The sequence below is a fragment of the Pusillimonas sp. SM2304 genome (assembly GCF_031628915.1).
Lineage (GTDB): Bacteria > Pseudomonadota > Gammaproteobacteria > Burkholderiales > Burkholderiaceae_B > Pusillimonas_C.
Genome location: NZ_JAVLUJ010000001.1, coordinates 459898 through 484134, shown reverse-complemented (window position 1 = coordinate 484134; position 24237 = coordinate 459898). Strand labels below are relative to the sequence as shown.

The following is a 24237-nucleotide window of genomic DNA, read 5'->3' as shown; positions in this document are numbered from 1 at the left end:
CGCCGTCCGCGGCTTAGTCGCACTGCAGCGGCGTTTTGTCCTTGATCTCGTCTATTGCATCGATATCGGCCTGCCGGGTCAGGTGGTACGCCAGCGTGGGCCGGATGTCGTTGATCATATTGATGCGCAGCACATTGTCATTGACGAAGGTCAGGTTGGCCATGCTGGCCTGGCTCTTTTGCTGAAGCATGATGCGCAGCGGCTGGGTACCGATGACATCCCAGCAGCCTTGCTGAACAATACGGCTGCTTTGGGCATCGGGGTTGTCCAGCAGCACGGTGCGCGCCCGCCATTCGCCGCTGGGCGCCAAAGTCAGGGTAATGCGCCTAGCGGAACAGCCGCTTTCGCCGCTCAGGCAGGGCACGGTGCCCAGAAAGGTCTTGGGTTCAGCCAGCGGGCGCGCCTTGATCACGGTTTCCTGGGCCGGCGCTTCCTGGCTGGCGATGGCTTTGGGCGGCTGGTTGTCCCCGAAGCCCAATTGTATTTGCGAAGGGGCCCGCGCGCCGCTCCGGCCTTGCGCTTTCTGCTGGGCATCGGATGCCGTGCTGTCGTGCGGCACGGCGTAATAGCCAGCCGGCTTCTGCTGGGCGCAACCGGCCATGGCCAGGGCCAGCAGCGCAGCGCCCATGGGCTTGATCATCGGGTATCGGGTCACGGCGGTTAAGCAAGACATGGCGGGTTCCAAAGGCGGCTGTTCATGGATGGATCGGGGGGCGGCATAGGGGGGCAAGCCCTCGACATTACGCATTCTACGCATTAATCGGCCCAATCGTAAAACATAAAAGATAAAAGGTCTGCGATGTCGTTCCTTCCTGCTTTCGTGCCGGGGCAAGGCTTGGCCCTGCTGGCATTAGCCGTTGTGGCCGGCCTGGCGGGCGGTTGGTGCTGGACCGCCTCCCTGAGCTATGCGCGCAGGCTCCATGCCGGCGGCCAGGCTGATGCCTCCGGCCTGGCCGCCGCCTTGTCGTCGGCGGCGCGGGTGTGCCGGCGCAGGGCATGGCTTGCTGCGCTGGCCGTGTTGCGCGGGCGGCCTCGCTTGCGCAGGGTTGATGGGGGCTGCCTGGCCAGCGCCGCCTTGCTGGCGGCGGGTTGTACGGCATCGATGTCGCACTATGGCTTCACGCCGCATGCGCTGCTGGTCTGCGTGGCGGGGGCCCAGTTGCTGCTGCTGGCGCTCATCGACGCGCGCACCTGGCTATTGCCCGATGCGTTGACCTTGCCTTTGCTATGGATGGGGCTGGCCTTGTGCTGGATGGGCTGGGGGACGGTCTCTTTGCACAATGCCTTGGCGGGCGCCATGGCCGGCTATGGCGTCCTATGGCTGCTGCAGCAGGGCTTCCGGCGCGTGCGCGGGCTCGACGGCATGGGCCATGGCGACTTGAAGCTGCTGGCCGCATTGGGCGCCTGGGTGGGCTGGCAGGCCTTGCCGTGGGTTTTGCTGGCGGCGTGTGTGTCGGCCACGGTGTTTGCCATGGCGCGGCAAAGAACGCTCTTCCCCTCGGGCGCGTATCCGTTCGGCCCCTTTCTGGCCATGGCGGGAATGGGTGTTTTCATCCTCGGGTCTGAGGTACATTTGTGGTTTTACCGATAAGGGTGTGCGGGATGTACAAAATTGGCCTGACGGGTGGCATAGGCTCGGGTAAAAGCAAGGTGGCCGACCTGCTTGCCGGCTGGGGCGCCGCCATCGTCGACACCGATGTCATCGCGCACGAACTGACCGCACCGGGCGGCGCGGCCATCGAGCCCATACGGCATCAATTCGGCCCCGACGTCATTGCGCCGACCGGGGCGCTCGACCGGCAAGCCATGCGCGAACTGGTGTTCGACAGTCCGCAAGCCAGAATACAGCTTGAGTCCATCCTTCATCCTATGATAAGTTCCGTTACACGGCAGCGTGCCGGGGCGGCGCGGGGATGTTATCTTGTATTCGTCGTGCCCCTGCTGGTGGAGTCCATGGCGCAATCCGGCCGATGGCGGGACCAGCTTGATCGTATTTGCGTTGTCGATTGCGATCCCGCCACGCAGGTCGCAAGGGTGCAGGCCCGCAGCGGGCTGACGCCAGAGGCTATTGCGCGTATCATGTCGGCACAGGCCACGCGGGAGGCGCGCCTGGCGGCGGCTGACGATGTTGTACTCAACGATGCTCAAACCAGTGTCGATGATCTTGTTCGCCGAAGCCGGGTGTTGCACGACAAATGGTGCAGCCTGGCGCAAGGCCAGTCCAGTTCACTTGCAGGCAGTCGTTCCTAGTCATTAAAAAGGTTTTTGTTCGCGTGATTCTTTATGAATATCCTTGCAACGAACGCGTAAGGTCTCTGCTAAGGGTCGAGCATCTCTTTGACAGGTTGTTTTTCTTCGCCAAAGGCACCGATGTTCATTATCATCAGATTTCGGTGGCCACCCTGTTCGATCTGCTCGATATCTGTGATCGTACCGATTTGCGGGGTGCGGTTCTGCAAGATCTTGAACGCCAGCGTGTTTCACTGGGCGCATTGCGCCAGCATCCCGGCGTCGACGCCCAGACACTCGATGCCATGCTCGCCGAAATCCAGGGCGCCGCGGCCGAATTGGGCGCGCAAGGCCGCATAGGCCAGGAACTGCGCGACAACGAATGGCTGGCCAGCCTGCGCGGCCGCGTTGCCGTCCCGGGCGGTTCGTCCCAGGTCGATATGCCTTCCTATTTCTCGTGGCAGCTCAAGCCGCCCGAAATCCGCACGCGCGACCTGCACCAGTGGATCACGCCCTTCTTGCCCCTGTATAAAGGGCTGGCGCTTATCCTGCGGGTGCTGCGCGACTCGGGCGATGCGGCCGAGGTCGTGGCCCGCCAGGGCGCCTACCAGGAAATGCTGGGCGGCAAGGTATTCCAGTTGTTGCGTGTATGGGTCGATACCGCCCTGGATATCTTCCCGGAAATAAGCGCCAATAAATACGTGATCTGGGTTCGCTTCGCCTCTCAGGACCCCGAGCTGAAGCCGCAGCCCATTACGCGCGACATCACGTTCAAGCTGGCGCGCTGCAACGTTTAAGCCGCCCCAGGGGCGGATTGGCCGCCGCGTGCGCCGCCGTACGGATACCGGATAGTTGTTGCGTTCCATTTCAAATAAACAATTTTGGTGTTCGCCGTATCGACAATAGGCGAAAATGTCGCCTGTTTCGTTCGTACCCGGAGAACACTGCATGTCGGATTCACGCTCCGAACCGTCCCGACGCCGAAGGCCGTACTGGTTCTGGTTGATCGCCCTGCTGCTGATTGCGGCGGGGGTTTACTGGTGGACCGGCCAGGACAGCGGCCAGAAGCCGCAGGGCGGCGACCCCATTTTCGGGCGAGGCATGATGGCATCCATGCCGGTGCCTGTCAAAGTGGCCACGGCGGAAACCGGGCTGATCAATCACACACTCAAGGCGATAGGCACGGTGGCGGCTTTCAACACCGTGATCGTACGCAGCCGGGTCGATGGCGAACTCCAGAAAATCGCCTTTGCCGACGGGCAAAAGGTGCAGGCCGGCGATCTCCTGGCGCAGATCGACCCGCGCACCTATCAGGTGGCGCTCGACCAGGCCCTGGGCCAGCAGAAGCAGAACGAGGCGCAACTGCAGAACGCCCAGCGCGATTTGCAACGCTACCAGCTGCTGTATAAACAGAATTCGATCGCCAAGCAGCAGGTCGATGCCCAGGCCGCGCTGGTGCAGCAACTGCTGGGGTCGCGCAAGAGCGACCAAGCGGCCGTCGACAGCGCCACATTGCAGTTGTCGTTCACCCGCATCACGGCCCCCATTACCGGCCGCCTGGGTTTGCGCAAGGTCGATGAAGGCAACATGGTCAACGCCTCTAACACGGACGGCATCGTCACCATTACCCAGACCCAGCCCATTTCAGTCTTGTTCACCCTGCCGCAGGCGCAATTGCCTGAGGTGCTGGCACAGTTGCGCGCCGGCAAGAACCTGGTGGCCGATCTGTACGACCGCGACGATCAGCGCAAAATCGCCAGCGGGCAACTGGTGTCGGTGGACAATCAGATCGACGTTGCAACCGGCACGGTTTCCTTCAAGGCCCGCTTCGAGAACGAGGACGAATCCCTGTTTCCGAACCAGTTCGTGAATGTGCGCCTGCGCGTCGATGCGGCGTCGGCCCTGGTCATTCCCACACTGGCCGTGCAGCAGGGCTCAATAGGCGCTTTTGTCTATCAGGTCAACGATGACAACAAGGTGCATATCCAACCCATTGTGGTGGGCCGTGTCGATGACCAGCGCATTGCCGTCGAGTCCGGCCTGAGCGCGGGGCAGCGGGTGGTCACCGAAGGGGTGGACCGCCTGCGCGAAGGTTCCACTGTCCAGATCGTCACGGGCGACGCGGCGCCCGCCGCGGCCGTGCCGGCAACCGGGGCGCCAACGCGCTCTGGCACGGGCGGCTCCGGTACGGGCCGGCGCTCGCCGCACTAGGACAAGACGGTGAACTTGTCCCGCCTGTTTATCCTGAGGCCGGTGGCCACGACGTTGGCCATGATCGCCTTGCTGATTTCCGGCATCATGGCGTATCGCCTGCTGCCGGTATCGGCGTTGCCGCAGGTGGACTATCCCACGATACAAGTATCTACTTTGTATCCGGGCGCGAGCCCCGATGTGATGACCGCGCTGGTGACTTCGCCGCTGGAGCGCCAATTCGGGCAAATGCCGGGGCTGACCCAGATGACCTCGTCCAGCTCGGGCGGCTCATCGATGATCACCCTGCAGTTCGATCTTGACCTGCCGCTGGACGTGGCCGAGCAGGAAGTCCAGGCCGCCATCAATGCCGCGTCCAATCTGCTGCCCGGCGATTTGCCGGCGCCCCCCATTTACAACAAGGTGAATCCGGCGGACACGGCCGTGATCAGCCTGGCGGTGACGTCGCCCACCTTGCCGCTGTACGACGTGCGCGACCTGATCGACATACGGGTTGCCCAGAAATTGTCCCAGATCACGGGCGTGGGCCTGGTCAGCATTGCGGGCGGTCAGCGCCCCGCGGTGCGGATACAGGCCAATCCCCAGGCCCTGGCCGCGCACAACCTGACGCTGTCCAGCCTGAGAAGCGCGATTGTGGGCGCCAACGTGAACCAGCCAAAAGGCAATCTGGATGGGCCAGAGCGCTCGACCACGATCAATGCCAATGACCAGTTGCGCTCCGTCGAGGACTACCAGCAATTGATCGTGGCCTACGAAAACGGCGCAGCGCTGCGCTTGCGGGACGTGGCGCAGACCCGGCAGGATGCCGAGAACATCCGGCAGGCCGCCTGGATAGGCGCCACCCCGGCCATCCTGCTCAATATCCAGCGCCAGCCGGGCGCCAATGTCATCGAAGTGGTCGACCGCGTGAAGGCCTTGCTGCCGTCGCTGAAACAGGCGCTGCCGGTGGGCGTGGACGTCAGCGTCGCCACCGACCGCACGCAAACCATACGCGATTCGATTTCCCACGTGCAGTTCGAGATGCTGCTGGCAATTGCCCTGGTGGTGCTGGTGACCTTTGTGTTCCTGCGCAGCTGGACGGCCACCTTTATCCCCAGCGTCGTCGTCCCCTTGTCGCTGGTGGGTACGTTCGGCATCATGTACTTGTCCGGCTTCAGCATCAATAACCTGACGCTGATGGCGCTGACGATCGCCACCGGTTTCGTGGTGGATGATGCCATCGTCATGATCGAGAATATCGCGCGCTATATCGAGCGGGGCGAAAGCGCGATGCAGGCCGCCTTGAAGGGCGCGGCCCAGATCGGCTTCACCCTGGTATCGCTGACCCTGTCGCTGATTGCCGTGCTGATTCCGCTGCTGTTCATGAGCGACGTCATCGGGCGCCTGTTCCGCGAATTTGCCATTACGCTGGCGGTGGCCATTCTGCTGTCGCTGGTGATCTCGCTGACGCTCACGCCCATGATGTGCGCGCGCCTGCTCAAGGCGGAGTCCGAAGTCAGGCACAGCCGTTTCCAGCAGGCAGCCGGCCGTTGGATGGATAACTTGATCCAGTCGTACGACCGTGGCCTGAAGTGGGTGCTGTCGCACCAACTGCTGACTTTGTGGGTCGCGGCAGGCACGCTGGCGCTGACCGGCCTGCTGTACATGGCGGTGCCCAAGGGCTTCTTTCCGCAGCAGGATACGGGCTTGATCCAGGCCATCAGCCAGGGCCCGCAAACGGTTTCTTTCGCCTCCATGGCGCAGCGCCAGCATGCCGCGGTCGAGCGCATTCTGCAAGATCCGGACGTGGCGGCGGTTACCTCCTTTATCGGCATCGATGGCACCAACAGCACGCTGAATACCGGCCGCATGCAGATTGCCCTGAAGCCGATAGGCGAGCGCAGCGACAACGCCCGGATCATTATCGACCGCCTGGGCGGCGCGCTGGCCTCGCTGCCCGACATACAGGTGTTCATGCAACCCGTCCAGGATTTGACCGTGGATGACCGGGTCAGCCGCACACAGTATCAGATGACCTTGTCCGATCCCGATCATTCCCTGATGCTGGAGTGGACGCCCCGGCTGGTGGATGCCTTGCGCAAGGTGCCGGAGCTGCAGGACGTGGTGGATGACCTGCAAAGCAGCGGCCTGCAGACGTCGCTGGTCATAGACCGCGATGCCGCCGCGCGTTTGGGCGTGACCAATGCGGTGATCGACGATGCCCTGTACGACGCCTTCGGCCAGCGCTTGATTTCCACCATCTTCACGCAATCCAGCCAGTACCGCGTCGTGCTGGAGGTGGCGCCGCAATTCCGGCAAGACCCGCAAGCGCTGGCGCAGATCTACGTGCCCACGTCATCGGGCACGCCCGTGCCCATCAGCAGCATCGCACGCATAGAACAGAACAGTTCGCTCTTGTCCATTGAACGCCTGGGGCAGTTTCCCGCCACCACGATTTCATTCAACCTGGCGCCGGGCGTGGCCTTGTCGGATGCGGTCCAGGCTGTCCGGCATGCCCAGGCGGAGCTGTCCATGCCCGCTTCGCTGGACCTGCGCTTCCAGGGGGCCGCCCGGGCGTTCCAGGCATCGCTGTCCAGCACCCTTTGGCTGATGCTGGCGGCCGTTGCCGTCATGTATATCGTGCTGGGCATTCTGTACGAAAGCTATATACACCCCGTCACCATCCTGTCGACGCTGCCGTCGGCGGCCATTGGGGCTTTGCTGGCCTTGCTGCTCACAGGGTCCGACCTGGACATGATAGGCGTCATCGGCATTATTCTGCTGATCGGCATCGTCAAGAAGAACGCCATCATGATGATAGATTTTGCGCTGGATGCCGAGCGCACGCGCGGCCTGGCGCCCCGCGAAGCCATCCATGAAGCGGCCCTGCTGCGGTTCAGGCCCATTCTGATGACCACGCTGGCGGCGCTGTTCAGCGCCATCCCACTGATGCTGGCGACGGGTTCGGGCTCGGAGCTCAGGCAGCCGCTGGGCCTGGTCATGGTGGGCGGTTTGCTGTGCAGCCAGGTGCTGACCCTGTTCACCACGCCCGTGATCTACCTGATGTTCGACCGGCTGGCCCGCCGCATCCGCGCCTATCGCGGCCATCGCCCCGCCGATGGCGGAGCCGTTCCATGAGGCTGTTTGCCGTCTTCATCATGCGGCCGGTGGCGACGACGCTGCTGTGCCTGGCCATGGTGCTGTCGGGCGGGCTGGCTTTTGTTTTCCTGCCGGTGGCGCCCTTGCCGCAGGTCGATTTTCCCATGATTTCGGTGTCGGCCAGCATGGCCGGCGCCAGCCCCGAGACCATGGCGTCCAGCGTGGCGACGCCGCTGGAGCAGTCGCTGGGCACGATTGCCGGGCTCAGCGAAATGAGTTCGCGCAGTTCCGAAGGCTCTACCCGCATCTCCCTGATGTTCGACATGGACCGCGACATCAACAGCGCGGCGCGCGATGTGCAGGCGGCCATCAATGCGGCCCGCAGCATGTTGCCGTCAAGCCTGCGCAGCAATCCCACTTATCACAAGGTCAACCCGGCGTCGTCGCCGATCATGGTGCTGGCGTTGACATCGCAAACGGCGACCCAGGGCCAGTTATACGATCTGGCGTCAACCGTGCTGGCGCAGAAGCTGGCGCAGGTGGTGGGCGTGGGCGAGGTCGAGGTGGGAGGCAGCTCGCTGCCCGCGATCCGGGTCAGCCTGAATCCGCAGGCATTGAACAGCGCGGGCGTGGCGCTGGACGAGGTGCGCGCGGCTTTGTCCAATGCCAACACCATGCGTCCGAATGGCGTCGTGGAGAACGACAGCTATCACTGGCAGATCAGCTCGGGCGGGCAACTGTCCCGCGCCGAACAGTACAAGCCGCTGATTGTCGCCTGGCGCGAGGGCTCGCCCATCCGCCTGCAGGACGTGGCGCGCGTGGAAGACTCGGTCGAAAATGTCTTCAACACGGGCTTTTTCAATGACCGGCAGGCCGTGCTGCTGATTGTCCGCCGCCAGGCCGATGCCAACATCATCAAGACGGTCGATGCCATACGCGAGCATATCCCCGCCTTCGAGGCCATGCTGCCCGCGCATGTGGCCCTGACCGTTGCCCAGGACCGCACGCCCAGCATACGGGCCTCCCTGCATGAGGCGGAAATCACCTTATTGATTGCGGTGGTCCTGGTGACGCTGGTGGTATTGCTGTTCCTGGGCAACCTTCGGGCGGCCCTGATACCGGCCATTGCGGTGCCTGCGTCGCTGATCACCACCTTCAGCCTGATGCTGTGGTTCGGCTACACCTTGAATACCATTTCCCTGATGGCCTTGATCGTCGCCACCGGCTTTGTGGTGGACGACGCCATCGTTGTGCTAGAAAACATCATGCGCCATATCGAACGGGGCATGTCCCCCATGCGCGCAGCCATTCGCGGCGCCAGGGAGGTAGGTTTCACGGTGCTTGCCATGAGCCTGTCGCTGGTGGCGGTCTTTATCCCCATGCTGTTGATGGGCGGGCTGGTGGGGCGGCTGTTCAAGGAGTTTGCCGTGACCCTGTCGGTGGCCATACTGGTGTCGCTGCTGATTTCGCTGACCCTGACGCCGATGATGTGCGCACGTCTGCTGCGGCGGCGGGCGGCTGAGCAAGCCGAGCGGCCGGGGCTGCTCAAGCGCGGCATCCGGGCCGCGGGCGATTTTTTCTGGCGTGGCTACAAGCGGTCGCTGGATTGGGCGCTGCGGCACAGCCGCCTGATGATGGTGCTGCTGATGGCGACGATAGGGCTTAATTTTTACTTGTACGCCTCGGTGCCCAAGGGGTTTCTTCCGCAACAGGATACCGGTCAGTTGCTGGGCTTCTTTCGCGTCGATCAGGGCACGTCGTTTCATGCCATGCGGCCCAAGCTCGATCATTTCCGGAAGGTATTGATGGCGGACCCCGCCATCGAAAGCGTGACCGGTTTTGCCGGTGGGCGCGGCGGCAGCAACTCCACCTTCATGATGATCCAGCTCAAGCCGCTGGCCGAGCGCCAGGCCAGCGCCGCCGACATCGTCAATCGGCTGCGCACCCGGTTCGAGGGCGTGCCCGGCGCGCGGATGTTTCTGGTGCCCCAGCAGGACATCTTCGTGGGCGGGCGCCAGAGCAGCGGCGGTTCTTACGATTACAGCCTGTTGGCCAGCGAGATCGCCACCCTGAAGACGTGGCTGCCCAGGGTGCAGCAGGCGCTGGCGGGGCTGCCCGAGCTGGTGGATGTGGATACGGACGTCGAAGACAAGGGCCGGCGGGTCGAGCTGGTGATCGATCGCGACGCGGCGACCCGCCTGGGCGTCAACATGTCGCTGATCGCCTCGACCTTGAACAGTTCGTTCAGCCAGCGCCAGGTGTCGGTGATTTACGGCCGGCTGAACCAATACCATGTCGTCATGGGCGTCGATGACCAGTACGCGCAGGATGCCGAGTCGCTCAAGCAGGTTCAGGTGGTCACGGCCGACGGCAACCGCGTCCCGCTGTCCGCCTTTACCCGCTTCGAAGTGGGCAGCGCGCCGCTGAGCGTCAGTCACCAGGGCCTGTTCGCCGCCGAGTCGATTTCGTTCAGCCTGGCGCCCGGCGTGTCGCTGGAGCAGGCCACCCGCTCCATCGAAAATGCCGTGGCCCGCACGGGCCTGCCCACCCAGCAGATCCAGGCCGGCTTCCAGGGCACTGCCCAGGCCTTGCAGCAGTCCATGGCGCAGCAACCGTGGCTGATTCTTGCGGCCCTGTTGACCATGTATATTGTGCTGGGCATGCTCTATGAAAGCTATGTGCATCCCATCACTATCTTGTCGACCTTGCCGTCGGCGGGCATTGGCGCGCTGCTGGCGCTGATCATGCTGGGCGAAGAGTTTTCGCTGATTGCCCTGATCGGCGTGTTCTTGCTGATCGGCATCGTCAAGAAGAACGCCATCATGATGGTGGACTTTGCCCTGCTGGCCGAGCGGCGCGATGGCCTGTCCTCGCGCGAGGCCATTTACCAGGCTTGCCTGGTGCGTTTTCGCCCCATCATGATGACGACCATTTCCGCCCTGTTTGGCGCTTTGCCGCTGGTGCTGGCATCGGGCGCCGGCGTGGAAATGCGCCGGCCGCTGGGGCTGACGATCGTCGGGGGCCTGATCCTGAGCCAGATGCTGACGCTGTACACAACGCCTGTGGTGTACTTGTATCTGGATCGCTTCCGCTTGTGGGCCCAGCGCAAGCGGGGCGGGGAAGTCGCGCCGCAAGCATAGCGGTGCCGGGCAAAAGGAACGGAAGCGCTTAATTTTTCAGAGAATTCAACCATGAGACTTGTTGCCGCGAATGCATTTTCCAGGACAGCGATGCTGATCAGGCTGGCCCTGGCGAGCACGACGCTGTTGCTGGGCGCATGCGCCGTGGGGCCCGACTACACACGCCCATCCATGGATGTCGGCCTGTCGTATAAAGAACTGCTGGAATCCGGCAAGCTGGGCGAGCAGGTGGCGGGCGCTTCGACGGCCGCCGTCAAAGGCTGGGTGCCGGCGCAGCCTGGCGACGCCGTTCTGCGCGGCGACTGGTGGCACATGTTTGGTGATCCCGCGCTGTCGGGGCTGATGTCGACGCTGCAGGACGCCAACCTGGATATCATTCAGGCCGAGGCGCAGTATCGCCAGGCGCGCGCCTTGTTGCAGTCGGCGCGCTCCGGTTTCTTTCCCACCGTCGGCGTGTCGGCCTCGGGTAGCCGCAGCGGCAGCGGCCGTGACGGCAGCGTGACGACCGGGGTGGGCAGCGACAATCCCTCCAACCAGTACTCTATCAGCGGCGACGTCAGCTGGGAACCCGATTTGTGGGGCCGGGTGCGCCGTTCGGTGGAGTCCAGCGGGGCCAGCCTGCAGGCCAGTGCCGCCGACGTCGCCACGACCCGGCTCAGCATGCAATCCACGTTGGCGCAAACCTATTTCCAGCTGCGCGTGATGGACGCCGAAATGCGCTTGCTGCAGCAGACGGTCGATGCCTATCAGCGTTCACTGACCATGACGCAAAATCGCTACGAAGCCGGCATCGCCGCGCAGGCCGATGTGGAAGTGTCGCGTACCCAGTTGGAAAACGGCCGTACGCAGCTCTTGGCGCTGGACTGGCAACGGGCTCAGCTGGAGCATGCGATCGCGGTCCTGATGGGCCAGACGCCCGCCAGCTTTGCGCTTGCCCCCGCCGATACGCTGGCCGGCGTGCCGGTGGTGCCCGTGGGCTTGCCGTCGCAATTGCTGCAGCGGCGGCCCGATGTGGCAGCGGCCGAACGCCGCACCGCGGAAGCCAATGCGCGTATCGGCATCGCACAGGCGGCCTGGTTTCCCGACCTGACCCTGAGCGCGCAGGGCGGCTTTCGCAGCAGTCAATGGGCGCAATGGCTCTCGGCGCCCGCCAGCTTCTGGTCCTTGGGCCCCGCACTGGCCTTGACGATCTTCGACGGCGGCGCCCGCGAAGCGCAACTGCAAGAGGCCCGTGCCGGCTACGATGCGCAGGTGGCTTCGTATCGTCAGACCGTGCTGACGGCGCTGCGCGAAGTCGAAGACTATCTGGTTCAATTGCACGTGCTGGGCCAGGAACAGATCACGCAGGGGCGAGCGCTGGCCTCGGCGCGCGAGTCGTTGCGCCTGACCCGGAATCAATACGAAGCTGGCCTGATCGATTACCTGAGCGTGGTCCAGGTGGAAACCACGGCGCTGAGCACAGAGCGCGCAGCCTTGTCGCTGGTGTCCGACCGCCTGCAGGCCAGCGTGCGGCTGATCGCGGCGCTGGGCGGCGGGTGGGACGTGGCCCAGATGGATGCCGCCGCCCCCGAAGCCGTGCAAGCGGGTCAAGCCGCCAGCGGCGGCTGAACGCGCGGCAACCCCGGCGCGATGGGGCTAGTCCAGTAGGTGACGTATGCCGGCGATGCCGTGCGCGCCATGCTGGCGGGCAGTGTCCAGGGTCGCCGCCGACTGGCCGCCGATCGCAAACACGGGCAAGCCCGCATCGCTCATCACCGATGCAAACCCGGGCCATCCCATGCCGGGTTGATCTGGGTGCGAAGGCGTGTCAAGCACATGGCCCAGGACGGCAAAGTCCGCCTCCAGGGCGCGCGCGGCCTTCAGGTCCTGGGCATCGTGCGCCGATACCGCAATCAAGCCAGGGACTTTGTTTTTGATTTCCGCGCCGGCATCGGCCAGCGCGCGGGCGTCGGCCGCACGAAAATGCACGCCATCGGCCTGCGCCCACCAGCTTTCAGGGTGGCCGCTGTTGACCAGGCAACGGGCCTGGTGCCGGTGGCATAGCTGGACGACGCGTTTGAATGCCGCGTACGCGTCCTGCTCTGATTGCGCCACCCAGCCGGGCTCGCGAAACTGCACGAGCTTCAGGCCGTTTTGCAGGGCCTGGGCAAGCTTGTCCAGATAGGCCCCCAGCCCATCGCTGCCGCCTATGGACGTCAGCAGGTAGCGGTCGGGTAGCTGTATCCAGCGCAGCGGCGGTTCCGTGGCGGGCAATAAGGGCCCGACATCAAGCTGCGCGCCCGGCGTGACCCACGCCAATGTCTGGCCTTCGACGCCGGTGGGCTCGCCTGTCCAGCCGGTGACCCGGCAAAATGCCAGCTGAACGATGTTCTTGGGATACTCATGGGTATAGGTCACCCAGGGCGTTGCGTTGGTCACCTCGATATCCAGTTCTTCCTTCAGCTCGCGCGCCAAGGCCTGGAGCGTGGTTTCGCCCGGCTCGATCTTGCCGCCGGGCAACTCCCACCAACCCGGCCAGGGCTTGTCCGAGGGACGTTGCGCCAGCAACAGCGAACCATCCGGCTGCAGAATCAGGCCGGCGGCCACTTTAATAAAAGGCTTGGTCATCGTAGGGGATTCCGTACAGCAGGGAAGTGAACCGGCGCATGGGATGCGGCGGCTGCGTCAGACATGGCGGGCGGCCCAGTCGCGCGCGAACTGCCGGGCGACACGGCCCGAGCGCGAGCCGCGCTCCAGCGCCCATTGCAGCGCTTCAGTGCGCGAGGTTTCGATATCGGCGGCCGTGCAGCCATGCTCGCCCAGCCAGTAATTGACGATATCCAGGTAATCGTCTTGCTTGAAGGGGTAGAAAGACAGCCACAGGCCAAAGCGTTCCGAGAGCGAGATTTTCTCTTCCACCGTTTCGCCGGGGTGGATTTCGCCGTCGGACTGATGCTTGGCGCTTAAATTCTCGCTCATGTATTCCGGCATCAGGTGGCGCCGGTTGGACGTGGCATAGATCAGCACGTTGTCGCCGCCCGCGCTGACCGAACCGTCCAGCACCGATTTCAGCACCTTGTAGCCTGCCTCGCCTTCTTCAAAAGACAGGTCATCACAGAAAATAATGAAGCGTTCCGGACGTGCGCTGACCAGGTCGACGATATCGCCCAGATCGCCCATGTCGGCCTTGTCCACTTCGATCAGGCGCAGGCCCTGTGCGCCGTAGGTGGCCAGCATGGCCTTGACCAGCGAACTTTTGCCCGTCCCCCGTGCGCCCGTCATCAACACATTGTTGGCAGGCTTCTTGTGCAGAAAATGCTGGGTATTGCGGTCAATGATGTCTTTTTGCCGTTCAATATGCTGCAAGTCCTCAAGGTGAATGGTCGACACATTCTGGACCGCATCCAGCCAGCCCCGGGCGCCGCGCTTGCGCCAGCGGAAGGCGTGCGCCGACCAGTCGATCTCGGGCGGTGCGGGGGGCAGCCAGGCCTCCAGTTGGGCCAAAACACGTTCGGCGCGGCTAATCAGCGTACTCAGGTCGTGGGCCGTCACTGCATTCTCCAGATATAAATTGCGGGCAAAACCCACATTATCGCTAATTTGGGCCGGACTATCAGCACGGCGCGTCACGTATAATCCCGTCTTGATCCGACTGATCCTGTCAACATTCACCTTGAGCCCGGACCACGCTTTGAATCTCCCCGAGTTAATTGCCCCCATAGCGAACGACATGAAAGCGGTTGACGCGGTTATCCGCGCCCGCCTGAATTCGGATGTCGTCCTCATACGAACAATAGGCGACTACATCGTGGGTGCAGGCGGCAAGCGCATGCGGCCGGCCATGTTGTTGATGATGGCCAACGCGCTGGGGTATCGCGGCCCGAACCACCACCTGTTGGCAGCCGTGGTCGAATTCATCCATACCGCCACCTTGCTGCACGACGACGTGGTCGACGAGTCCGACCTGCGCCGCGGCCGCAGCACCGCCAATGCGGTGTTCGGCAACGCCGCCAGCGTATTGGTGGGCGACTACCTGTATTCGCGCTCCTTCGAAATGATGGTCGAATCCAACTCCATGCCCGCCATGTCGGTGCTGTCGGCCGCAACCACCGTCATTGCCGAAGGCGAAGTGCTGCAATTGCTGAACGTGCACGACCCCGATGTATCCATGGACCGCTACCTGCAGGTCGTGCGCTATAAAACCGCCAAGCTGTTCGAAGCGGCCACCCAGGTAGGCGCCATTGTCGGCGGCGCGACGCCCGAGCAGGAAGCCGCCGCGGCCGCGTACGGGCGCCACATCGGCACCGCCTTCCAGTTGATCGACGACGTGCTGGACTACGGCGGCGACGCCGAGGCGCTGGGCAAGAATGTGGGCGACGATCTGCGCGAAGGCAAACCCACCATGCCCCTGATACGCGTCATGGAAGTCGGCTCCGCCCAGCAAAAGCAACTGATACAGGACGCCATCAAAACGGGCGAGGCCGATTTTGCCGCCGTGGCGCAAGCCATACACGATACCCAGGCGCTGGACTTTACCCGTCAAGCCGCCGTGACCGAAGCGGAACTGGCCCGCAAAGCCCTGGCCGGCCTGCCCGTTTCCGTTCATCAGCAATCTTTGCTAGAATTTTGTTCTTTCGCGGTAGAACGCGATTATTGAATCCCGAGTTGCCGGCAGCCTGGCTGTTGGCAGCAAACGCCAAAAATCGGGGCGTAGCTCAGCCTGGTAGAGTACTACGTTCGGGACGTAGGAGTCGCACGTTCGAATCGTGTCGCCCCGACCAGATTTTGATGAAAAGCCCTTGTTTAACAAGGGCTTTTTGTTTTTCGCTATGGGCAGATTCCTCAACCCGCGTTTGTTCCAGTCATGAAGGGATAGTCGATGTAACCCTGGGTGCCCGGCGAGTAAAAGGTGTTCTTGTCTGGTGTGTTCAGTGCTGCACCTTGGCGAAATCGCTCGGGTAGGTCAGGATTGGCCAGGAAGCTTCCACCAAACACGGTGGCATCGGCGCGCCCTTCGGCCAGCATGGCTTCAGCAGCAGCCTGGTCCAGGCCGCCGCCAGCGAGATAAGCGCCGTTAAAGCGTGGGCGCAATAGGGCGTGGTAATCGACGCTGGCGCCGAACAGGGCAACATGCAGGTAGGCCAGATCGAACGCACGCAGTTGTTCGACCAAGTGGGTGTAGGTCTCCTGAGGAGCGGCATCGGTGATGCTGTTGAAGTTCATCTCTGGTGAAATCTTGATGCCGACGCGATCGGCCCCAACCTGTGCCACTATGGCAGCCAGCACTTCCAGCACAAAGCGGGCGCGACCTTCAACCGAACCGCCATATTGATCCTGGCGCTGATTGCTGCCCGAGGACAGGAACTGTTCGGGTAGATAGCCGGACGCCGCATGAAGCTCCACGCCGTCAAACCCCGCATCGATTGCGCGGCGAGCGGCTTGGGCATAGCCTTCAATGACGCCGGCTATTTCGGTCAGGCTCAACTCACGGGGTGTCACGTAATCAACCTGGCCAACAGGCGTCCACGCCTGGCCTTCCGGCTTGATCGCGGAGGGTGCCACGGGCGTTTCCCCAGCAATCAGCGAGGGGTGCGAGATCCGGCCGCAGTGCATCAACTGCATGAAAATACGGCCGCCTTTGGTGTGAACGGCTTCGGTCACTTTCTTCCAGGCCTGGACCTGAGTGTCGGTTTCGATGCCGGGCGTGCGTACATAACCCTTGCCCATGGCGACCGGAAAGACGCCTTCGGTGATGATCAGCCCCGCACTGGCACGTTGTGCGTAGTATTGGGCGACCATATCGCCAGGGACGCCATCGTCGCCTGAACGCGAGCGGGTCATGGGCGCCATGACCAGGCGATTTGGCAATGTATGGCGGCCAATCTGGACAGGGGTGAAAAGCTGGCTCATGTGTTGTGCTCCTTGGATGAATATGCGTGTAGACATCATCGTTGATGGCTGATCTGGGATAAAGTAGCTAAACTCGAAATAATTGATCCATTTATGGAGCAATAGGTATGGAATTACTGAACGACATGGCTTTGTTCGTCGAGGTCGTCAAAGCAGGGGGCTTTCGCCGGGCGGCTGACGCCGTCGGTATGCCAAACTCCACGGTCTCGCGCCGAATCAGTGGCCTGGAGAAAGCCATTGGGCTGCGCCTGCTTCACCGAACAACGCGCAAGATGGAGTTGACCGAGGCCGGCCAGATCTATTTTGAGCGGTGCAAGCGCATTGTCGATGAGGCGAAATTAGCGCATGAACAGCTTGGGGAAATGTTGGCTCAGCCGAGCGGCGTATTGAAAGCATCGTTGCCGGTGGACTTTGCCAATATCTACTTGGCGCCGCTTATCACCGAATTTGCTCGCCACTACCCTGGCATCACTTTTGATTTCGATTTGACGCCTCGTCTCGTTGACCTTGTGTCCGAGCCTTTCGATGTGGCCATCCGCATGGGCAAGCCGCCAAGCTCCAATCTGATCGCTCGCCACCTGGCCGACTTGCCATGCCATCTTTACGCCTCGCCGCGCTATCTTGAGGCGTTTGGCGAACCTGGTGATCCCAACGATTTAGCCCGGCACGAATGCCTTGCATTCCGGACGACAAAGCCCGCCGTGTGGACGCTACACAGGGCCGATGAGGTCGTGAATGTCACTGTCGGGGGCCGATTTCAGGTCAATAGCATGGGGTTGATTCTGCGGCTGGCCACACTCGATCAAGGGATTATTGTCTTGCCAGCGGAAACGGTCGCCGACGATGTGGCGCAAGGGCGCTTGCGTCGCATTCTTCCCGAATGGCAGGGGCCTTCAACGCCCGTCTATGCAATGACCGAAACCCGTCTTCTCCCCGCCAAGACGCGTTGTTTTATTGAGTTTCTGCGCGAACGGCTTATCACGTATGCGAGGGGTGGATAAACGCCCCGCGGCAGCCTTCGACCTAAGGCTTGCGTCAGTTCCTTGCCATACGAATTTTCAAGGTTTGAATATCATCACCGTAGGATATACAATTTAAATGTATATCAATGAGCGGAGGTATGGCATGCAGGTTGCGAAATGGGGAAATAGCCTGGCGGTGCGCCTTCCCGCCAGTGTGGTCGAGGCGCTGGAACTGCGTGAGGGTGACAATATCGAGATTATCGTCGATGACGCACGCACGTTTGCCGTTCGCAAAAAGCCGGGGTCTGAGGCTTTGCTGAAGCGTCTGCGTAGCTTCAGGGGAAAGCTACCGGCAGACTTCCACTTCAATCGGGATAAGGCGAATGCGCGCGATTAAGTTCAAGCACTTCCTTGATAGCAATGTGGTGTTGTATTTGCTATCCAGCGACCCGGCCAAAGCGGATACGGCTGAACGTTTGCTTGTGGCCGGGCCTGTCATCAGTGTCCAAGTGCTCAATGAAGTGGCACACGTTTGTCGTCGCAAGCTACAGATGAGCTGGGATGAAATCACTCATTTTCTGGGACTGGTACGGAGTTTTTGCAAGGTCGTACCGTTAACAGAAGCTATCCATGACGGTGCGCGATTGATTGCTGAGCGGCACAAAATCTCTTTCTATGATGCTTGCATCGCCGCAGCAGCGATTGCTGCGGGATGCCAGACGCTTTATAGCGAAGACATGAACCATGGGCAGTGTCTGGAAGACGGATTGAGTTTAAAGAACCCATTTGCTTCCGAATAGGACGGCGCTACCGGCCACGCTTTTTCCGGCATCAATGCGCTTACCCATCTTGTCAATCACGGCGCAGGATACGGATAGCGCTGGTGAATGGCCTGGATGGCGTCCATGACCTCTTGCGATAGCGTCACCTCGGCGCTGTCGATGTTTTCTTTCAACTGGTCAAGGCGGGTGGCGCCCATCAGGTTGCTGGTGACAAAGGGCTGCTGGTTCACAAATGCCAACGCCATGGTGGCGGGCGACAAGCCGTGATCACGCGCCAACTGCACATACTCGGCCGTGGCGCGTTCGGCCTGCGGCTTCGCGTAGCGGTCAAAGCGCGTGAACAGCGTCATGCGGGCGCCTTCGGGGCGCGCGCCGTTCAGGTATTTGCCCGCCAGCACACCCATGGCCAAGGGCGAGTACGCCAACAGCCCCACGCCTTCTAGGTGGCTGAATTCCGACAGGCCGTTTTCGTAGATGCGGTTGAGCAGGTTGTAGGGGTTTTGAATGGATACGATGCGGGGCAGGCTTCGCGTTTCGGCAAGCTTCAGGAACTGCGCCACGCCCCAGGGGGTTTCGTTGGATACCCCGATATGGCGCACTTTACCGGCTTTGACGAAGTCTTGCAGCGCCTCCAGGGTTTCTTCGATGGGGACCGTGTCGGCGTCGGTTTTCCAGGGGTAGCCGGGACGGCCGAATGTGGTGGTGGTGCGATCTGGCCAGTGCAGCTGGTATAGGTCGATATGGTCGGTCTGCAGGCGCTTCAGGCTGGCGTCCAGCGCTTCGCTCATGTTCTTGCGGTTCAAATGCGTCTGGCCGTTGCGGATATGGCTGGGGCGTTTCGGGTCGGTGGCCGGGCCCGAGACCTTGCTGGTCAGCACAATGTCCTGGCGCCGGCCCGTTTTGGCCAGCCAGGTGCCAATATAGGCTTCGGTGCGGCCTTGTGTCTCGGGCTTGGGCGGCACAGGATACATTTCCGCGGTGTCCACCAGGTTGACCCCCTGGGACAAAGCGTAGTCGATCTGCTCGTGGGCTTCCGATTCGGTGTTCTGTTCGCCCCAGGTCATTGTGCCCAGGCCGATCAGGCTGACCTCAAGGTCTGTATGGCCAAGTTTGCGGTATTTCAAGGTTGGCGCTCCGGCTGAATAGTTTCTGGCAACGCCGGCGAGGCGCCGGCGACCGGTCGATGTTAACACCGCAGCCGGCGCGGATAAGCCCTAGGGGTTTTTTCGTGCCCGGCCGTTTAACGCCTGGTTCATACAGCCTGAATGGCGGACATAAATATCACGTATGTGATGGTAGAGAGATGCATAAATCTCTAGAATAGGCATCAACATGAAAGAAGCGGTCGCCAGGTGTGCAAACACCTGGAACAGGCTTCGCAGCGTGTCAGGTTTCGCTGCGGCAGCCCAGTAATCACGCGGCGTTGCTTGCCGTTCAAAATTTAATCAACACCTTTATACCAAAGTGAATCCGGGTGCGCCCGGGGGGTGGCTGTGCGCGCTCGTTTTGTGTAGTGGCGGCACCTATTTCCCCCATGGCCGACCTGTCAAATCAAGTCAATCGACATGGCTTGCGGCTGGAATCAGTTGTCACAATCTAAGGAGACCCCCTATGTTTCGCAGATTAAGTCGTCTTGTATGGTGTGTTGTTGCCGCGTCCGGCCTGGCGGCTGTTTCAGCATCGGCGCTGGCGGGCGCCGAATCGCAATATCCTCAACAAGCCATCCGGCTGGTTGTCGCAACGGCCCCGGGGGGCGGCGGCGACATGATCGCCCGCATTTTCGCCGACGGGCTCTCCAAGGAACTGAAGCAACCGGTGGTGGTCGAGAACAAGCCGGGCGCCAGTGGCGTCATCGCCGCAACCAGCGTGCTGCGCAGCGCACCCGATGGCTATACCTTGCTGCTGGCCGTCGCCACCTACGTGCAGGTGCCGGCCATTCAGAAGTCTTTTCCCTTCGACCCGAAGTCTGACTTCATTCCTATTTCCCTTGTTGCCCGCTCCAGCAGCGTCTTGCTGGTGAATCGCAAGATGGGTGTGAAGACGGTGGCCGAGCTGGCTGCCGCCATGGCCGCCAACCCGACGGGCTTTAATTTTGGCTCGTGGGGGAATGGGTCAACCGCCCATTTCATGGGCGAGCTGCTCAACTTGAAGACCAACAGCAAGGCGGCCCATGTCGCGTACAAAGGTTCAGGGCCTATGCTCACCGATCTTCTGGCGGGCGTGATCTCCTTTGCCTTTACGGATGTCGGCGCGGCGCAGCCTCACTTGCCGTCTGATCGTGTGCTGCCTTTGGCCGTATTGGGCAACAGGCGTATCGATAGCTTGCCCGAAGTCCCCACGATGGGCGAGGCGGGTTTTGATGGGTTTGATGTGGTGGGTTGGGTTGGCGTGCTGGTACCCCGGGGCACCCCGGCGGACATCGTTGCCATTCTGGAACGGGCGAGCGTGAACGCAGGCAAAAGTGCGAGGGTTCGGCAAAGGCTTACCGACTTGAGCCTGGAGCCCGTAGGCAGCAATAGCGCAGAGTTCGCCAGCCACTTGCAGAAAGACATGGCGACCTGGGCAGAGATTGCCGAAAAAGCAGGCATGAAGGCCGAGTGATCAACATCAGAAGGCCATGGGCGTGATGAATCTTTTTATTCGCGGTCAGGAACGAAATCTGGGGGAACGCTCAGTGAAATCCGCCGGGCGCGTTTTTGAGCTGATCGAGATCTTCGAGCAACTGCGAAGGCCCGCAACGGTTGCAGAGCTCGTCAAGGCCAGCGGTTTTCCGCAATCCAGCACGTCCATGCTTTTGGATACGCTGACGCGTATGGGCTACTTGTGCTGGAACCCCGAAGAGAGAACCTATCTTCCCAGCCTCAGATTGAATATGTTGGGCGGCTGGGTGCACGACATTGCCCTGCCGCGCAGCAACCTGCGCTTGGCCATGCAAGAACTCAGCCGGCGCACAAATCTTAGTGTCGTGCTCGGACAGCGTGTTGGCAGGCGGGTGCAGTACGCCTATGTGGTGTATGCCGCCAGCGACCGGGCCGGTGATGTGCCGATCGGGGCCGTGCGGCCCCTGACCGATACCGGGCTGGGGTATGCCCTGATGGCGGCCATGCCGCATAACGAGGTCCGCCGCATCGCCACGGCGTGCCTGGCCGAACGAGGGCGTCCGCCCAATGCGGGCGAGGTCGACAGAGTCATGAAAATGGTCAGTACCGTCGCTCAGGTCGGCTTTGCCTATTCCAGCAGGATGCAGAGTGCCGGCAAAGCGTCGTTCTCATTCAATCTGGCGCGGGCCGAAGGCGCCAACCCTGAATTCGGCATGCTGGGCTTGGCGTTGGCGGGCACAGACCAGGCCATAGAACGGAATCTGCTGGACATCATCCGTGCGATTAACGGCATCGCGCAGGAGTTCCTGCAGGATGTCCAGATTGGTATTGATCCTAATACGCCTATTAATTCCATTTGAACAAGGAATAGAAAATGGACATGAACATCAGCGATGAAGAACTGCGATTCCGCCAGGAGGTCAGGGCTTTCGCGCTAGAAAATCTGCCCGACAGTGTCCGGAACAAGGTGCTGTTCGGCGAAAAACTCGACAAGCAAGAGTATGTGGATTGGCAGCAGCGCTTGTATCGCCAGGGGTGGATTGCACCGTCCTGGCCAGTCGAGTACGGCGGCACGGGCTGGAGCCTGTCAAAGCGGCGGGTGTTTCACCACGAGCTCGCGCTGTGCTGCGCGCCTGAAACCATTCCATTTGGCATCACCATGATAGGCCCGGTGCTGTATACCTTCGGTTCGGCCGCCCAGAAACAGAAATACCTGCCAGGTATTCTCAAGTCGGAGCAATGGTGGTGCCAGGGGTTTTCCGAACCCAACGCCGGGTCTGACCTGGCCTCGCTGCAAACCCGGGCAAGGGGGCGCGATCACCATTATGTCGTCAGCGGACAAAAGACCTGGACCACGCATGGCCGCCATGCCGACATGATGTTCTGCCTTGCCCGCACCTCGGACGAGGCCAAGAAGCAGGATGGCATTTCCTTTCTGCTGCTTGATATGACGCTGCCGGGCGTGGAAGTCCGCCTTATCGACACAATCGATGAAGGGGCAAGTATCTGCGAGGTCTTTCTGAACGATGTGAAAGTCCCCAGGGAAAACCTGGTCGGCCTTGAAGGGCGGGGCTGGAGCTATGCCAAGTTTCTGCTGGGCCACGAACGCGCCATGATCGCCCGTGTCGGGCGCTCGCGCATGCAGCTTGAGCGGGCCAAGCGCATTGTCAAGGCGCAACCATCCGGTACGCATTCGCCGGCAGGCCAGTCTTTGCTGCTGCAGCGGCTTGTCAAGATAGAAGCGCGCCTGCGCGCGCTCGAGGTATCGGAACTTCGCGCCCTTGATGATTATCAGCCTGCCAAGGGTTTCGACGGGGCGGCTGCCTCCATGCTCAAGATCGAGGGGTCGGAAGTCTGCCAGGAACTCACCGAGCTTTTACTGGACCTGACGGGGCGGTATTCAAAGGTTTACCTGGGCCGCCATCAACAATCGCCGATAGGCGGCACGGATGCGCACGGGATGATGGGCGACCATCTGTTCAACCGGGTCGCCACGATCTATGGCGGAAGTACCGAAATCCAAAAAAACATTATTGCCAAGAGCCGACTGTAAGGAGCTCCCATGAATTTTTCTCTTACTGCGGATCATGAAATGATCCGCGACAGCATGCGCGACTACTTTACGGACAACTATCCATTCGCCAGGCATCTGGACCGGATCCGGCATAGGCGCGGCATGGATGCGGAGCTCTGGGCCGGCATGGCCGGCTTGGGCTGGCTGGGCCTGATGGTGCCCGCCGAGGCGGGCGGCGTCGGCGCGGGCCAGGAAGAGGGCATGCTGCTGATGCAAGAGGCCGGGGCGGCGCTGAACGCCGAACCCCTGCTTGCAACGGCTGTGCTTGCCGCGCCGCTCTTGGCGCAAGCCTTGTCCAGTGCGCTGATTGCAGAAGCGCTCGAGGCCACCCTGGCCGGCCGCGCCAGCCTGGCCCTGGCGTGGTCGGAAAGCAGCCATGGGTTTGATCCGCTGAAGATTCAAACCACAGCTGTGCGCACGGGCGCGTCCGGCTTCCGCCTGAACGGGGCAAAAGTCCTGGTCGATAACGGAGGCAGCGCTGATTGGATCATTATTCCCGCCCGCATCGGCGCAGGTGAAGAACCGCTTGATGGCATTTCCTTGTTTCTGGTGCCGGGCGGTGCAAAGGGCTTGACCCGCAAGCCTGTTCCGATGATAGACGGCTCCTGGGCTGCCGACCTGGTGCTGGAAGATGTCCAGATCGACAGCTCGCATCTGATCGGCGATGCGGATCAGGGCGGGCCTGCCTTGCTGGCCGCGGTCTACCGTGGCCTGGCTGCCAATTGCGCCGAGGCGCTGGGCGCAATCGGCCGTTCCATCGAGCTATGCCAAGTGTATCTGCAGGAGCGCAAGCAATTTGGCAAGCCTCTTGGCGCCTTCCAGGCGCTGCAGCATCGCTATGTCGATATGGTGGTGGCCGAGGAACGGGCGCGCTCCATGTCGCTGGTGGCGACCATCCGCGCCAACGAACAGGCGCTTGACGATGACGACGCCATTCGGGATTTCAGCCTTGCCAAGCAGGTCGTGGGCCAAGTTGCCCGGATGGTGGGCAGCGATGCCATCCAGCTGCATGGCGGCATGGGCATGGCCCTGGAATACCCCATTGGTCACTATTACCGGAAGCTGCTTCACTGCGATGCGGGTTTTGGCACCCCGGATGACCACCTTTCAATCCTAGTTGAAACCGATGTGCGCATCCAGCAGCGCGACGAAATTCGTGTTTGAGAACAACTAAAGCCGGGTTCGAATTTTTCGGATGGCCGCAGTAGATAGCGGTCTATAGAATGAGTTTCACCTGCCGGTGTAGGTAAGGCTCTTTAAATCATTAAAAAT

General features: G+C 61.7%; 20 protein-coding genes and 1 tRNA gene. 16 read left to right on the top strand and 5 right to left on the bottom strand.

What is annotated here, in order from left to right; translation table 11 throughout:
- Positions 1-13: 13 nt before the first annotated feature.
- Positions 14-673, bottom strand: a complete 660-nt coding sequence (locus RE432_RS02210; protein ID WP_310931584.1) for a hypothetical protein — start codon at positions 671-673, stop codon at positions 14-16.
- A 126-nt stretch (positions 674-799) separates the two neighbouring features.
- On the opposite strand from RE432_RS02210, the gene RE432_RS02205 reads away from it, so the two are divergent.
- The 7 genes from RE432_RS02205 (at position 800) to RE432_RS02175 (ending at position 12266) form a co-directional block, all read left to right on the top strand.
- Positions 800-1591, top strand: a complete 792-nt coding sequence (locus tag RE432_RS02205; RefSeq protein ID WP_310931583.1) for an A24 family peptidase — start codon at positions 800-802, stop codon at positions 1589-1591.
- An 11-nt stretch (positions 1592-1602) separates the two neighbouring features.
- Complete coding sequence (gene coaE / locus RE432_RS02200; protein ID WP_310931582.1) at positions 1603-2250, top strand: dephospho-CoA kinase; 648 nt, start codon at positions 1603-1605, stop codon at positions 2248-2250.
- A 23-nt stretch (positions 2251-2273) separates the two neighbouring features.
- Positions 2274-3026: a cell division protein ZapD gene (gene zapD, locus RE432_RS02195; RefSeq protein WP_310931581.1), complete on the top strand. Its 753-nt coding sequence runs from the start codon at positions 2274-2276 to the stop codon at positions 3024-3026.
- Between the two features lie 151 nt (positions 3027-3177).
- Positions 3178-4440 (top strand): MdtA/MuxA family multidrug efflux RND transporter periplasmic adaptor subunit, encoded by a 1263-nt coding sequence (locus RE432_RS02190; protein WP_310931580.1) that lies wholly within the window; start codon positions 3178-3180, stop codon positions 4438-4440.
- Positions 4441-4449: 9 nt separating this feature from the next.
- Positions 4450-7557 carry an MdtB/MuxB family multidrug efflux RND transporter permease subunit gene (locus RE432_RS02185; protein ID WP_310931579.1) on the top strand — a complete coding sequence of 1036 codons (3108 nt, stop codon included), beginning with the start codon at positions 4450-4452 and terminating at the stop codon, positions 7555-7557.
- The gene (locus tag RE432_RS02180; protein ID WP_310931578.1) at positions 7554-10658 is read left to right on the top strand and encodes a multidrug efflux RND transporter permease subunit; all 3105 of its coding nucleotides are present in this window, start codon (positions 7554-7556) and stop codon (positions 10656-10658) included. Before RE432_RS02185 ends, RE432_RS02180 begins: the two co-directional genes overlap by 4 nt.
- Before the next feature lie 51 nt (positions 10659-10709).
- Positions 10710-12266 (top strand): efflux transporter outer membrane subunit, encoded by a 1557-nt coding sequence (locus RE432_RS02175; RefSeq protein WP_310931577.1) that lies wholly within the window; start codon positions 10710-10712, stop codon positions 12264-12266.
- 27 nt (positions 12267-12293) lie between these two features.
- On the opposite strand, the gene RE432_RS02170 is transcribed toward RE432_RS02175, so the two are convergent.
- Positions 12294-13265 carry a Nudix family hydrolase gene (locus RE432_RS02170; protein WP_310931576.1) on the bottom strand — a complete coding sequence of 324 codons (972 nt, stop codon included), beginning with the start codon at positions 13263-13265 and terminating at the stop codon, positions 12294-12296.
- Positions 13266-13322: 57 nt separating this feature from the next.
- Positions 13323-14189 carry an ATP-binding protein gene (locus RE432_RS02165; protein ID WP_310931575.1) on the bottom strand — a complete coding sequence of 289 codons (867 nt, stop codon included), beginning with the start codon at positions 14187-14189 and terminating at the stop codon, positions 13323-13325.
- A gap of 139 nt (positions 14190-14328) precedes the next feature.
- Here RE432_RS02165 and RE432_RS02160 point away from each other — a divergent pair, with 139 nt between their 5' ends.
- Together RE432_RS02160 and RE432_RS02155 are read left to right on the top strand one after the other, a co-directional pair.
- Positions 14329-15294, top strand: a complete 966-nt coding sequence (locus RE432_RS02160; protein WP_310931574.1) for a polyprenyl synthetase family protein — start codon at positions 14329-14331, stop codon at positions 15292-15294.
- A gap of 47 nt (positions 15295-15341) precedes the next feature.
- Positions 15342-15418 (top strand) — tRNA-Pro (locus RE432_RS02155).
- A gap of 61 nt (positions 15419-15479) precedes the next feature.
- On the opposite strand, the gene RE432_RS02150 is transcribed toward RE432_RS02155, so the two are convergent.
- Positions 15480-16547 carry an alkene reductase gene (locus tag RE432_RS02150; protein ID WP_310931573.1) on the bottom strand — a complete coding sequence of 356 codons (1068 nt, stop codon included), beginning with the start codon at positions 16545-16547 and terminating at the stop codon, positions 15480-15482.
- Positions 16548-16654: 107 nt separating this feature from the next.
- On the opposite strand from RE432_RS02150, the gene RE432_RS02145 reads away from it, so the two are divergent.
- The 3 genes from RE432_RS02145 to RE432_RS02135 all read left to right on the top strand — a co-directional run bounded on the left by RE432_RS02145 (position 16655) and on the right by RE432_RS02135 (position 18309).
- On the top strand, positions 16655-17548 hold the full coding sequence (locus RE432_RS02145) for a LysR family transcriptional regulator (protein ID WP_310931572.1): 894 nt from the start codon (positions 16655-16657) through the stop codon (positions 17546-17548).
- Positions 17549-17672: 124 nt separating this feature from the next.
- Positions 17673-17906, top strand: a complete 234-nt coding sequence (locus tag RE432_RS02140; protein ID WP_310932997.1) for an AbrB/MazE/SpoVT family DNA-binding domain-containing protein — start codon at positions 17673-17675, stop codon at positions 17904-17906.
- On the top strand, positions 17893-18309 hold the full coding sequence (locus tag RE432_RS02135) for a PIN domain-containing protein (RefSeq protein WP_310931571.1): 417 nt from the start codon (positions 17893-17895) through the stop codon (positions 18307-18309). Before RE432_RS02140 ends, RE432_RS02135 begins: the two co-directional genes overlap by 14 nt.
- A 56-nt stretch (positions 18310-18365) precedes the next feature.
- On the opposite strand, the gene RE432_RS02130 is transcribed toward RE432_RS02135, so the two are convergent.
- Positions 18366-19415 carry an NADP(H)-dependent aldo-keto reductase gene (locus RE432_RS02130; RefSeq protein ID WP_310931570.1) on the bottom strand — a complete coding sequence of 350 codons (1050 nt, stop codon included), beginning with the start codon at positions 19413-19415 and terminating at the stop codon, positions 18366-18368.
- A 487-nt stretch (positions 19416-19902) separates the two neighbouring features.
- Between RE432_RS02130 and RE432_RS02125 the strand changes: the two genes are divergently transcribed.
- The 4 genes from RE432_RS02125 (at position 19903) to RE432_RS02110 (ending at position 24129) form a co-directional block, all read left to right on the top strand.
- The gene (locus RE432_RS02125) at positions 19903-20892 is read left to right on the top strand and encodes a tripartite tricarboxylate transporter substrate binding protein (protein ID WP_310931569.1); all 990 of its coding nucleotides are present in this window, start codon (positions 19903-19905) and stop codon (positions 20890-20892) included.
- A 73-nt stretch (positions 20893-20965) separates the two neighbouring features.
- A complete protein-coding gene (locus tag RE432_RS02120) occupies positions 20966-21751 on the top strand; it encodes a helix-turn-helix domain-containing protein (protein ID WP_310931568.1) in 786 nt (261 codons plus the stop codon).
- Between the two features lie 14 nt (positions 21752-21765).
- Complete coding sequence (locus RE432_RS02115) at positions 21766-22944, top strand: acyl-CoA dehydrogenase family protein (RefSeq protein ID WP_310931567.1); 1179 nt, start codon at positions 21766-21768, stop codon at positions 22942-22944.
- Between the two features lie 9 nt (positions 22945-22953).
- Positions 22954-24129 carry an acyl-CoA dehydrogenase family protein gene (locus tag RE432_RS02110; protein WP_310931566.1) on the top strand — a complete coding sequence of 392 codons (1176 nt, stop codon included), beginning with the start codon at positions 22954-22956 and terminating at the stop codon, positions 24127-24129.
- Positions 24130-24237: the final 108 nt, after the last annotated feature.

Bases quoted from the DNA above. Each gene is read 5' to 3' on its own strand.
- RE432_RS02175 (WP_310931577.1), top strand. From the start codon at position 10,710: ATGAGACTTGTTGCCGCGAATGCATTTTCCAGGACAGCGATGCTGATC.
- RE432_RS02150 (WP_310931573.1), bottom strand. From the start codon at position 16,547: ATGAGCCAGCTTTTCACCCCTGTCCAGATTGGCCGCCATACATTGCCA.
- RE432_RS02140 (WP_310932997.1), top strand. From the start codon at position 17,673: ATGCAGGTTGCGAAATGGGGAAATAGCCTGGCGGTGCGCCTTCCCGCC.
- RE432_RS02170 (WP_310931576.1), bottom strand. From the start codon at position 13,265: ATGACCAAGCCTTTTATTAAAGTGGCCGCCGGCCTGATTCTGCAGCCG.
- coaE (WP_310931582.1), top strand. From the start codon at position 1,603: ATGTACAAAATTGGCCTGACGGGTGGCATAGGCTCGGGTAAAAGCAAG.
- RE432_RS02125 (WP_310931569.1), top strand. From the start codon at position 19,903: ATGTTTCGCAGATTAAGTCGTCTTGTATGGTGTGTTGTTGCCGCGTCC.
- RE432_RS02190 (WP_310931580.1), top strand. From the start codon at position 3,178: ATGTCGGATTCACGCTCCGAACCGTCCCGACGCCGAAGGCCGTACTGG.
- RE432_RS02180 (WP_310931578.1), top strand. From the start codon at position 7,554: ATGAGGCTGTTTGCCGTCTTCATCATGCGGCCGGTGGCGACGACGCTG.
- RE432_RS02135 (WP_310931571.1), top strand. From the start codon at position 17,893: ATGCGCGCGATTAAGTTCAAGCACTTCCTTGATAGCAATGTGGTGTTG.
- RE432_RS02145 (WP_310931572.1), top strand. From the start codon at position 16,655: ATGGAATTACTGAACGACATGGCTTTGTTCGTCGAGGTCGTCAAAGCA.
- RE432_RS02110 (WP_310931566.1), top strand. From the start codon at position 22,954: ATGAATTTTTCTCTTACTGCGGATCATGAAATGATCCGCGACAGCATG.
- RE432_RS02115 (WP_310931567.1), top strand. From the start codon at position 21,766: ATGGACATGAACATCAGCGATGAAGAACTGCGATTCCGCCAGGAGGTC.
- RE432_RS02205 (WP_310931583.1), top strand. From the start codon at position 800: ATGTCGTTCCTTCCTGCTTTCGTGCCGGGGCAAGGCTTGGCCCTGCTG.
- RE432_RS02210 (WP_310931584.1), bottom strand. From the start codon at position 673: ATGTCTTGCTTAACCGCCGTGACCCGATACCCGATGATCAAGCCCATG.